Annotated in this window: 13 protein-coding genes and 1 pseudogene; 11 read left to right on the top strand and 3 right to left on the bottom strand. The window is 38.4% G+C overall.

The annotated features are described in order from the left end of the window. The 10 genes from AC1DND_RS08600 to AC1DND_RS08645 all read left to right on the top strand — a co-directional run. The coding region (locus tag AC1DND_RS08600) for a TolB-like translocation protein (protein WP_477580794.1) at positions 1-520 on the top strand (520 nt) is incomplete at its 5' end. A 10-nt stretch (positions 521-530) separates the two neighbouring features. After that, on the top strand, positions 531-1,466 hold the full coding sequence (locus AC1DND_RS08605; RefSeq protein WP_477580796.1) for a ketopantoate reductase family protein: 936 nt from the start codon (positions 531-533) through the stop codon (positions 1,464-1,466). Between the two features lie 114 nt (positions 1,467-1,580). Then, on the top strand, positions 1,581-2,132 hold the full coding sequence (locus AC1DND_RS08610; protein WP_477580798.1) for an RNA polymerase sigma factor: 552 nt from the start codon (positions 1,581-1,583) through the stop codon (positions 2,130-2,132). A gap of 10 nt (positions 2,133-2,142) precedes the next feature. Further along, positions 2,143-2,496 (top strand): hypothetical protein, encoded by a 354-nt coding sequence (locus tag AC1DND_RS08615; RefSeq protein ID WP_029274238.1) that lies wholly within the window; start codon positions 2,143-2,145, stop codon positions 2,494-2,496. A gap of 516 nt (positions 2,497-3,012) precedes the next feature. Beyond that, positions 3,013-3,279, top strand: coding sequence for a hypothetical protein (locus AC1DND_RS08620; RefSeq protein WP_477580800.1), 267 nt, complete (start codon positions 3,013-3,015; stop codon positions 3,277-3,279). 5 nt (positions 3,280-3,284) lie between these two features. Further along, positions 3,285-3,518, top strand: a complete 234-nt coding sequence (locus tag AC1DND_RS08625) for a hypothetical protein (RefSeq protein WP_477580802.1) — start codon at positions 3,285-3,287, stop codon at positions 3,516-3,518. Positions 3,519-3,522: 4 nt separating this feature from the next. After that, positions 3,523-3,915: a hypothetical protein gene (locus AC1DND_RS08630; protein WP_477580804.1), complete on the top strand. Its 393-nt coding sequence runs from the start codon at positions 3,523-3,525 to the stop codon at positions 3,913-3,915. A 54-nt stretch (positions 3,916-3,969) separates the two neighbouring features. Further along, positions 3,970-4,422 (top strand): Hsp20/alpha crystallin family protein, encoded by a 453-nt coding sequence (locus AC1DND_RS08635; RefSeq protein WP_029274233.1) that lies wholly within the window; start codon positions 3,970-3,972, stop codon positions 4,420-4,422. A gap of 185 nt (positions 4,423-4,607) precedes the next feature. Then, positions 4,608-5,828 carry a DEAD/DEAH box helicase gene (locus AC1DND_RS08640; protein WP_029274232.1) on the top strand — a complete coding sequence of 407 codons (1,221 nt, stop codon included), beginning with the start codon at positions 4,608-4,610 and terminating at the stop codon, positions 5,826-5,828. 70 nt (positions 5,829-5,898) lie between these two features. Continuing rightward, positions 5,899-6,810: an AEC family transporter gene (locus tag AC1DND_RS08645; RefSeq protein WP_477580807.1), complete on the top strand. Its 912-nt coding sequence runs from the start codon at positions 5,899-5,901 to the stop codon at positions 6,808-6,810. A 265-nt stretch (positions 6,811-7,075) separates the two neighbouring features. Here AC1DND_RS08645 and AC1DND_RS08650 read toward each other — a convergent pair whose 3' ends face one another. Together AC1DND_RS08650 and AC1DND_RS08655 are read right to left on the bottom strand one after the other, a co-directional pair. Beyond that, the gene (locus tag AC1DND_RS08650; RefSeq protein ID WP_477580809.1) at positions 7,076-8,269 is read right to left on the bottom strand and encodes a C1 family peptidase; all 1,194 of its coding nucleotides are present in this window, start codon (positions 8,267-8,269) and stop codon (positions 7,076-7,078) included. A gap of 103 nt (positions 8,270-8,372) precedes the next feature. Further along, complete coding sequence (locus AC1DND_RS08655; RefSeq protein WP_477580811.1) at positions 8,373-9,800, bottom strand: L-serine ammonia-lyase; 1,428 nt, start codon at positions 9,798-9,800, stop codon at positions 8,373-8,375. Positions 9,801-9,909: 109 nt separating this feature from the next. Between AC1DND_RS08655 and AC1DND_RS08660 the strand changes: the two genes are divergently transcribed. Continuing rightward, positions 9,910-10,263, top strand: coding sequence for an RDD family protein (locus AC1DND_RS08660; RefSeq protein ID WP_477580813.1), 354 nt, complete (start codon positions 9,910-9,912; stop codon positions 10,261-10,263). Positions 10,264-10,382: 119 nt separating this feature from the next. Here AC1DND_RS08660 and AC1DND_RS08665 read toward each other — a convergent pair. Further along, positions 10,383-10,577, bottom strand: a pseudogene (locus AC1DND_RS08665) (MgtC/SapB family protein); the annotation flags it as partial.

Consider the following 10,577-nt stretch of genomic DNA (forward strand, 5'->3'; position numbering starts at 1 on the left):
ATGGAAGATAGGTGTTATAAAAACCGATAATTCTGGATATGTGATGCTCGATAGTGCATCTAAAATAAATGTTTATGCACCAACCTGGAAAAATGAAAAGGAAATCGTCGGACAGGATCTTACCAAACTTTACACCTTTGATCGTACCGGAAAGTTAATCGATACTAAATTGATAGCCGATTTGATTGGGAAAGAATTTTCCATTGCGAGTAGCAACCGTTTTTTTTATACAAAAGACGGGAAAAAACTGATTTTTAATGCAGGAAATGCCGATAGTTTAGACGGATTAACGGCACCGAGTGAAGCAGTTTATATTTTAGATCTGGCCAGTAAAAAAGTACAACGGATTTCGCCAAAAGGTATAAATGTTCCTTATGTTTTTCTTACGGCCGATGATCGGATTTTTTATAGCGGAGCTGAAAAACCTTTTACACAAAGCAAAATATATGTTTCTGATTTAGAGGGGAATATTAAAACGGTAGTGGATAAAGGAAATAACCCAACGGGTGCATTGAAATAATCTGTTTATTATGCCAAATAAAACAAGAATCGTTATTGTAGGAATTGGTGGGGTGGGTGGATATTTCGGGGGCTTACTGTCTAAGAAATATAGCAACGGAAATGATGTAGAAGTTGTTTTTGTTGCCCGTGGCGAACATTTAAATGAGATCCAAAATAAGGGTTTAACAGTAATAAAAGGGAACGAAAATTTTGTAACTAAGCCATATCTGGCTACCGATGATTATAATAAAATTGGCGTGGCCGATTTTATTATAATCTGCACTAAAAGCTATGATTTAAAACAAACCATCGAAAAGTTAAAGCCCTTAATCAACCATAGCACGATATTATTGCCACTTTTAAATGGCGTTAGCGCAAGTGATGAAATTTTAGAAATCCTGCCTCATGCAAATGTTTTAAAAGGCTGTGCATTTATCGTTTCCAAAATTAAATCGCCTGGTATAATCGAAAATTCAGGCAACATTCAAAAGCTATCTTTTGGTATGGATGGGCCAATAGGCGAAGCGGTTTTACATCTGAAAGATTTAATGTTTGATGCGGGAATCGATGTAACGGTTTCGGATAAAATCTCTACCGCCATCTGGGAAAAATTTATATTTATTTCTCCTACGGCTACCGCTACATCTTATTTCGATAGCTCCATTGGAAAGGTATTAGAAGAAAATCTTGAAACTGTTCTGAAATTAATTGAAGAAGTGAAAAACCTTGCCCTGGCTAAAGGGGTAATAATTAGTGATGACATTTCGGGCAAAACATTAAATACGATGAAATCGATGCCCTACGAGGTTACCTCGTCCATGCACCGCGATTATCTCAATCAAAAACCACAAACAGAAGTTGAGTCGTTAACAGGCTACATTGTACGGGAAGCCGAAAAACTTGGCATTGCTGCACCAACTTATCAAAAACTGTACGAAGGATTACTGAAAAAAGGATCACTATAAGTCGCTAAAAATCAGGGTGTTTTGACTGAAAAAAATCGATCTTCCGAAAAAAGTAAAGAAAATTTAAAGTAATATTGGGTTTCATCCGTTTACTGGGTTATTAAGCAAAATTTAGTGCCAACAAACGAACCTCAAAATATCATTTCAACGGTTGCCAATTATGGTAAGCGCTTATTCAGTTTCATCCGTGGAAGGGTGAATACGGATGAGGATGCGGAAGATATTTTACAGGATGTTTGGTTTCAACTCAGCAATCAACCAGAGGCTGGCGCCATTGAGCAGATTAGTGGCTGGTTATATCGGGTGGCAAGAAATAAGATCACAGATAAATACCGTAAACAAAAAGAAGAATCGTTAGAAGATTTCACTTTCGAAGGTGAAGATGGCGAAATCAATTTTAAAGAAATTTTACTTGCCGAGTCTTACTCACCAGAAGAAGAAAGTTTAAAAAAACTATTTTGGGATCAACTGTTTTTGGCATTGGGAGAACTGCCGGAGAATCAGCGTTACGTGTTTGTTCAGAACGAATTGGAAGAACGTACTTTTCAGGAACTGGCAGATGAAAGCGGAGAGAATATCAAAACATTAATATCAAGAAAGGGTTATGCTGTAAAACACCTGCGTAACCGTTTACAAAATTTATATCAGGAATTTATTAACTATTAAATTTGCAGACATGATGAATAGAAATTTTAATCGGCGCAAGAAATTTATTTTCTTTTTACCCGTAGCGGTGCTTATTGCAGCGGTATTGGGTTATGTGGTTATGTTTTTATGGAATTGGATTTTACCTGAGGTGGCACATGCAGGCAAACTTAATTATTGGCAAGCGCTCGGTTTACTTGTGCTGTGTAGGTTGCTTTTTGGAAACTTTAATAAAGGTGGTCATGGAGGACATAATGGCTTCCGTGAGCGGGCAAGGAGCATGCGTGCCAAATGGGAGACGATGAACGATGAGGAAAGAGCAAAATTCAAAGAAGAATATAAACGGAGATGTGGCGGATGGGGCCACCATCGCAATAAGGAATAATTTAGAAGCCTCGATTAAAATTGGGGCTTTTTTGTTTTACTGTGGTTCTGAATGAAGTGAAGAATCTCTTGAGATTCGTCATCTCGACCGTAGTGGAGAGATCTTCAAACTGTATTAAAAGATTTCTCCATTCCGTTTCACGTCATTCGATAGCTATCGGATCGAAAATGACGTCCGATACTTATAATATATCATCGGTAAGGGCCGTGAGTAATCTCAAAGCGATTTAACTAGCCCTTGAAAGATCCTTCGACTCCGCTCAGGATGACATAACGAAAGGATCAACGAGTAACTGTAGATTCTATTAATTGCTCGCTCACAGACCAACAGTTTAATTCATTTAAAAAGATCCTTCATTGCATTCAGGATGACAAAATTCTTTAGTAAATAAAAAAATCAAAATAATTTAAAGTAAAAATAAAGTTGCTCCGTCTTCCTATATAAATAACAAAAACAAAGATGTGTTAGTCAATTTGTTTAGGATGAATTGGTTACCGTAAAAAAAAAATATAGAGAATGAAAAAGATATTAAAAACCATAGGATTCGGAATTGTACTTGGTACAGTCGCTTTCTTCATACCATTTGTGTTCAAATTTATATTGGCCATCATGCTGATCGGTTTAATGTTCAGGATTTTTATCGGTAGGCGACGCCATTATTTCCATAACCGCTTTAACGGTTTCGAAAATAACTACAACCCAATTGTGCCGATCGATAACCAATGGTACAGGCCAACCGTACAAGGCAATGGAACAGTTAACAACATTAACGTAAATTATTAACCGCCATGAGAGCATTTAGAATATTATTGGCATTGGCTGTTGCTGCAGGAACTTTTTACAGCTTAAATGTACTGGCCGTTCAGAATGGATACCGCGATCGGTTAGATTTTAAAAACAGGCATTATCATGATGATTGCCAGCAAGAACATCATAGAAACCATAGTTACAGTCACCATAGCAGAAAAATGGACGATACCATGATTACGCCTATTGACAGTATAAACAAAGTAAATAGATAAGGTTATGTCACAGGTACTTTTTTTAAGCGATCCATCTCAGGCCGATGTTAATCCGATTTTGGGTATGGCAAACGAGCTGATTACCCGAGGGGAGAAGGTAACTTTCTTTAGCTCGGACGAATTTAAGGTCCCTATAGAACAAATTGGCGCTGACTTTAAAGCCTACAATCGGGAATTGAATATTTTCCAAGGGAAAAAGGCGATTGATGAAGAAGAAAAACCTAAATCGGGATTAATCAGCGCACTGCTTGAGCCAATGAAATTTATCGATGATATTTTGGTTCAGATAAGGGGTTTGAAATTTGATTACGCCGTTTTCTCGCCATCATATCCCTACGCAAATATCATTACACAGCTATTGGGCATCCCTAAAACGGAGCAGGCGGCTTACAACTAATATTGGCTTAAGCCGATAAATTAACAGAATAAACAACAATTAAAATTAAACAAAATGTACAACGAACATAGATGCCATTCGGGCAAGATGCATAGTCGCTTCGGCGCAGGAGAAGGAAGATTTGGAAAGCACTTTGGTGGTCCTTTCGGTCACCACAAACATGCCATGTTTAACCAGGGCTTTAGAAAAGTACCTGCTAATATTGAAGAAACAGAAACCAGCTTTATTATTGAGCTTTTTGCACCAGCTTTGGTTAAAGAGAATTTAAAGGTGGTTACCAAAGATGATGTATTAACCATTTCTTACCAAGCTAAAGAAGAAACCGATTCGGCTAAAAAGTATAGCCGCAGAGAATATAGCAACGGCACTTTCGAAAGGGCTTTTGGCCTAAACGGAAAAGTTTTAGTAGAAAATATTTCAGCCAGTTATGCTGATGGAATTTTGAAGGTTACCCTACCTAAAAACCCTGAAACGAATACACCAGAAAAAGATATTCTGGTAGACTAAGTTTCGTCTATTATAATTTCCAGGTCCTCGGTTGTTTATAACAATCGGGGCTTTTTTGTTTTTATACCACCTAAAGCGTTACCACATATGGCCTTCAAAATCCATTTAATATATCGATATTAAAATGCGGTTTGCTATTCGCGGTATTTTAAGGTACTTTTGCTAAAAGACATAAACACAATAGATTGAATTTTAACGACTTTAATTTTAACCCCGATTTATACGAAGGCTTAATGGCAATGGGGTATAAAAGCGCTACTCCAATACAAGAACAAGCCATCCCGGTAATTTTAGATAATCATGATCTGATTGCCTGCGCTCAAACCGGTACAGGAAAAACGGCCAGCTACCTTTTGCCCGTAATGGATAAAATTAGCAAAGCTGCCGATAGGCACAACAATACCTTGATATTGGCTCCAACACGCGAGCTTGCACAACAGATCGATTTACAGGTTGAAGCACTAGCTTATTTTACCAATATCAGCTCTTTAGCCGTTTACGGTGGGGGAGATGGTATCGCTTACGAACAGCAAAAACGTTCTATGCGCAATGGTGTAGATATTATTATTGCCACTCCGGGCAGACTAATGGCACATTTATCCTCAGGTGTGTTAAAACTGGAACATTTGCAGCATTTAATTTTAGATGAAGCAGATAGAATGTTGGATATGGGCTTTTACGACGACATTATCCGCATTATTAGCTACCTGCCAAAGAAAAGACAAACACTTTTATTTTCGGCTACAATGGCCCCGAAAATAAGAACCATGGCAGGTAAGATTTTGCACGAACCGAAGCAGATTACCATTTCAATTGCTAAACCTGCTGAGGGGATCGATCAACAAGCCTATAACATTCACGACCAACAGAAACAGGCCTTATTAACCGATATTTTTAAAAGTGGGCAATACAAAAGCAGTATCATTTTCGTTTCGACCAAAGAAAAAGTAAAAGCGTTGTATAAAACCTTTAAAGGATTGGGTATTAAAGCAGAAGCTTTTCACTCCGACTTAGGGCAGAAAGAACGCGAAGATATTTTACTGGCTTTCAAAAACAGGAGATTGCCAATTTTAATCGGAACGGATGTATTATCCCGCGGAATTGATGTAGAGGGAATCGACCTAGTGATCAATTACGATGTTCCTGGCGATCCGGCTGATTATGTACACCGTATTGGCCGTACGGCAAGAGCTGCAACCAAAGGAACGGCCATTACATTGGTTAACGGTAGAGATAAACGCAAGTTCGATAACATCGAAAAATTAATCGAAAAGGAAGTTCCCCGCATGCCACTGCCAGAAAGCATAGCTGCAATAGAAATTACGCATGTGGAGGAAAAACGGCCCCAACATAATGGTAAGAAAAAGGTTTGGAACAAAAAGAAAAAACCAAAACCTTCTGTATAAATTATTTAAAAACGCCATAAGTACATTTCTTATTGGCGTTTTTCTTTTATAAATTATCTTTGCGCTAACAATGGCAAACTTCATTATTATAGGTTTATGCATTTTAGCCGGGATTCTTTTCAGAAAAAGTAAATCGCTCCCCAAAGATGCGCACAAAGGCATTAATGCCTGGATTATCTATATAGCACTACCTGCAGTTTCTTTTAAATATCTACCACACATTACCTGGACTAAGGATTTATTCTTTCCTGTACTGGCACCAATTTGTGTCTGGCTATTTGGTTGGATATTTATTACCCTGTATAGTCGCATCCAGAATATTAATAAATCCACTGCTGGCGGGTTAAAACTAACCAGTTCTTTAAGTAATACTTCATTTGTAGGATTTCCTTTAATTGTGGCTTATTTTAACGAAAAGGAACTGGCTGTCGCCATTATATGCGATCAGGTTACCTTTATGCTTTTAGCTACCATTGGCGTTATTGTAGCCATCCGCTCCTCGCAGAATCAAAAGTTAAGCCCAAAATTGGTGCTGAAAAAAGTATTGACCTTTCCGCCGCTTATAGGTTGTGTTTTAGCGCTGACCCTCCCACATTTTATTAACCTTTCTTCACTAGATCCATTGTTTGAGAAACTAGCCGGTACGGTTGGTCCATTGGCATTGTTTTCAATAGGTTTGCAGCTAAAATTTGGTGGTTGGTTTAGCGAATTGAAACACATCAGCTTTGCTTTATTGTATAAACTGATTTTAGCGCCGTTGATAGTTTTGGTTACAGCACTTGTTTTAGGTATGGGTGGAATGATTACCAAAATAACGATCTTCGAAATGGCTATGCCAACTTTGGTAACCGCAGGTGTGGTAGCTGATCAGTATAACCTTAATCCGAAGCTTTCTAATTTGGTGGTTGGAATCGGAATTTTATTGTCTTTTATCACCACGGGGTTATGGTGGTTGGTATTAACTTATTCAGGTCTGGTTTAATTTGGCCTCTTTGTTTTACCACAGAGCCTACAGAGAGAAGGCACGGAGATCACAGAGGCTTGTATGTTTTAACCACAGATAAAAAGGATGGGCACAGATAGAACTTTAATTATGAGACGTCATCGTGAGTTGAAGGTCTACTTCACAAGGTGACTTCTATCTTCCATCACTTTGTTTCCCTCTGTGTAAAGCTCGGTGAACGCTGTGGTTAACAAAAAAAAGCCGCAAAATTTCTTCTGCGGCTCCTTTAATGATTTAGGTTTAGTTACAAAGCTAATTTTTTATAAATTGCAGATGGAATACCTGCTTTGTTCAATAAAATTGCTGTTGTTTTATATTTTACGTAGTTTTTGGTTACGTATAAATATCCTTTATAATCGTTACTTGCTCCCCAAGAGTTTTTAACGATATAATATTCTTTACCTGTTTGATCTTTGGCTAAACCAACAATGTGCATACCATGATCATCAGTAGTTTGGTAGTTGTCGAAAGCAAGCTGACGGTTCTCCTGCGTAATTTCCATCTCTGGCTGCGGGCCGTTAAACATATCTGCTTTCTGTTTCAAGGTCATATCAGCGAAAGGCGTTTGTGGAACAAAAGCCACACCGTTTTTCCAGCTGAAGTTTTTTTCGCTTACATCTGTAGCCCATGCAACGGTATAACCACCTTTTAAAGCGTTGTCGATAATGTCTGTTAACTCGTTTACTTTAACGTTATAAACCTGATCGAAAGACCAGTTATCAGGCACTAATAAAGTAAATTTGCTATAGAAAGGGTGATCGTTGAACGATGAAAGTTCTATATAGTTGTCGGCATTTAAACCCACCACTTCCTGAGCGAAAGTTTTTGGTGTGTATTTTTTGCCATTGTACGTAAAGTTTTCTGGTACTGTACCTAAATAAGCATCAATTACACCAGTATAGGCTTTTAACCAGTTTGGGGTTAACTCGCCATTTGCATTCTTTACAACAGCTTCTAAAACACCTTTTTCGATATCGCCAAGCTCTGCAGTTTTATTAATTTTAGTGCCATAATTTAATCCGGTATATACCTCTTGCGGAACTGCACCGTATTTTCTGTACATGTTGATTACATCGTGCAAAGCACCGCCATCGCCTAATGAAACCGCACCATGCATACGCACGTAATTTTTACCTTTTTCTACATAAGCGTTACGGGCCGAAAAAAGCTGAGATAACGTTACGGGCTGTTTACCAGCTTTAATCATTTCTGATTCTAAAAATGAGTTGGTAGAGTAGCTCCAGCAAGTTCCTGAAGATCCTTGATTCTGAACTGGTGTATTGGCCAGGTTAATCACTTCAGTGAATTTAAAAGAAGAAGCACTGTTTTCGCTTTGGTTGTTTTTTAAAGAATTAACGAGATTGTCTTGTGCATAAGTCGCCGATATAGATAACGACAAAGCCAAACCAATCACACTGATTTTTGTGTAGTTGATCATTTTTTTATGAATAATTAATAAAGTCAGCGAATGTAAAAATACTTGTTGATTTGGCGCCAGAAAATTTGTAATAAATCGATCATTTTATTGCAACAATGTTGAATTAACACTCTGGCAAACTGATTGGAATATTGGTTGCCAATCCTCCGTCAGATGTTTCTTTGTATTTGGCATTCATATCGAGGGCGGTTTCCCACATGGTATTTACCACTGCATCTAAACTCACTTTTGCCTTATCAGGATTGCTTTGTAGGGCTAGTTGACTGGCTGTAATGGCTTTAATAGCGCCCATGGTGTTTCTTTCGATGCAAGGGATCTGTACCAAACCGCCAATCGGATCGCAGGTTAAACCCAAATGATGTTCCATGGCAATTTCTGCAGCCATTAAAACCTGTCTTTGTGAGCCACCTAAGCACTCGGTTAGCGCTGCTGCAGCCATGGCTGAGGAAACGCCAATTTCGGCCTGACATCCGCCCATGGCGGCTGATATGGTTGCTCCTTTTTTGAAAATACTGCCTATCTCTGAAGCACAGGCAATAAACTGGATGATTTTTTCTTCGCTGTAACCATCGCAAAAGGTAATAAAATATTGTAATACGGCTGGAATTACGCCTGCGGCACCATTGGTAGGGGCAGTTACCACACGACCAAAAGATGCATTTTCTTCATTAACAGCTAGCGCGAAACAGCTTACCCAATCTAAAGTATAATTAAAGCCATTTCCACCTTTTCTAATGGCTTCTACCCAGCTATTAAAATCTGAATAATCACTTTTATCAATTAATCGTTTATTTAGCGGAAATGCCCTTCGCGCCACATTTAAACCACCTGGTAAAAACCCTGTGGTATGACATCCGCGATAAATACAATCGCGCATAACCGCAAAATGCTGCAGGATGCCTTTTTTCGTCTCTGCTTCAGTACGCCAGGCCAGTTCGTTCTCCATCACGATTTCGCTCACCTTTAAACCTGTAGATAAACACCAGTGTAAAAGGTCTTTTGCTTTTTCTACGGGAAAGGGAAGGTCTATCTGTGGCTTTTTACTATTGTCTTCGCCTTCTTTAACTACAAAACCGCCACCAATAGAGTAATAAGTTTCTGAAAATGCGCTTCCACCTTTTAAAAATGCCTGAAAAGTAACCGCATTTGGGTGAAAGGGCAAACTTTCGGCAAAAAGAAAAAGCAAGTCGTTATCGTAATCAAAATCAAGAATTAAATGATCAGCAAGATTTAATTTCTTATCTCTTTGGATGCGCTCGAAGGTTGGTGTAACGGCATCTACATCAAAAGTTACCGGATCAGCTCCTGTTAAACCGAGTAGAATAGCTACATCAGTTCCATGGCCTTTACCTGTTTTGGCAAGCGAACCATAAAGCAATATTTTTATGCCCTCAATTTCATCAATCAAATTGTTTTGGGCAAGCGAAGCTGTAAACTGTTGTGCGGCCCGCCATGGGCCTAAGGTATGTGAACTGGATGGGCCGATGCCTATTTTAAAAATATCGAAAACTGAAATCTGTTCCTTGATCATTATGAATATAGTTACACAAAGCTATGATTGTTTTATGATTTTGGATAAATTAATTTTGGCTGAAGATGAAAATATTTTACCTTAGAAATATTGGATATAAACGCTCAAAATGAACCTCAAAAACAACTATCAGGAAGTTAATCTAAACTACTGTCATGCAAGTACCACTAAGCGTTTTATAAATTACATTATCGATATAGTTGTTTTTTATGTTCTCATGTTCTGCATTGGAATCTTGATCCGCGTCTTTAAACCAAATCTGATAAGTGGCCTGGATGAATTGACCCTTCGTTTATGGATGTTGTTGTTTTATGCCCTAGCCATGTTTGCTATGGAAACCTTATTTAAAGGAAAGTCGATTGGGAAGTTAATTACCGGAACAAAAGCAGTAAATGCCGATGGCAGCGATATGAGTTTTCAAAAAAACATTTATCAGAAATATAGTGAGGGCTATCCCATTTAATCCATTCAGTGCGTTGGGTAGGCCATGCACGCCTTGGCACGACAGCTGGTCGGATACAATAGTGATCGAAGAGAAAAAATTAGCCTTACAAGCCCAAAAAATAGATTTGTTCGACGCGGTTAAAAATCAAATTCAATAATCTCATCGTCTTTAAGCATGCGCTCCACAAACTTCTGATGATTTTTAGGTGTGCCTGTAGCAATCCAGTTTCCTGTGATAATATTATCTACCAATTGGTGTTTCCCTCGCTGTGGTTTGAGTTTACTTTCGCGGAAAACTTCTTCATAACTTTCTAAATTGCCATGGGTGTGCTG

This window comes from Pedobacter sp. 01N416 (assembly GCF_056399685.1).

Bases quoted from the DNA above. Each gene is read 5' to 3' on its own strand.
- AC1DND_RS08620 (WP_477580800.1), top strand. From the start codon at position 3,013: ATGAAAAAGATATTAAAAACCATAGGATTCGGAATTGTACTTGGTACA.
- AC1DND_RS08650 (WP_477580809.1), bottom strand. From the start codon at position 8,269: ATGATCAACTACACAAAAATCAGTGTGATTGGTTTGGCTTTGTCGTTA.
- AC1DND_RS08605 (WP_477580796.1), top strand. From the start codon at position 531: ATGCCAAATAAAACAAGAATCGTTATTGTAGGAATTGGTGGGGTGGGT.
- AC1DND_RS08635 (WP_029274233.1), top strand. From the start codon at position 3,970: ATGTACAACGAACATAGATGCCATTCGGGCAAGATGCATAGTCGCTTC.
- AC1DND_RS08615 (WP_029274238.1), top strand. From the start codon at position 2,143: ATGATGAATAGAAATTTTAATCGGCGCAAGAAATTTATTTTCTTTTTA.
- AC1DND_RS08645 (WP_477580807.1), top strand. From the start codon at position 5,899: ATGGCAAACTTCATTATTATAGGTTTATGCATTTTAGCCGGGATTCTT.
- AC1DND_RS08630 (WP_477580804.1), top strand. From the start codon at position 3,523: ATGTCACAGGTACTTTTTTTAAGCGATCCATCTCAGGCCGATGTTAAT.
- AC1DND_RS08660 (WP_477580813.1), top strand. From the start codon at position 9,910: ATGAACCTCAAAAACAACTATCAGGAAGTTAATCTAAACTACTGTCAT.
- AC1DND_RS08655 (WP_477580811.1), bottom strand. From the start codon at position 9,800: ATGATCAAGGAACAGATTTCAGTTTTCGATATTTTTAAAATAGGCATC.
- AC1DND_RS08625 (WP_477580802.1), top strand. From the start codon at position 3,285: ATGAGAGCATTTAGAATATTATTGGCATTGGCTGTTGCTGCAGGAACT.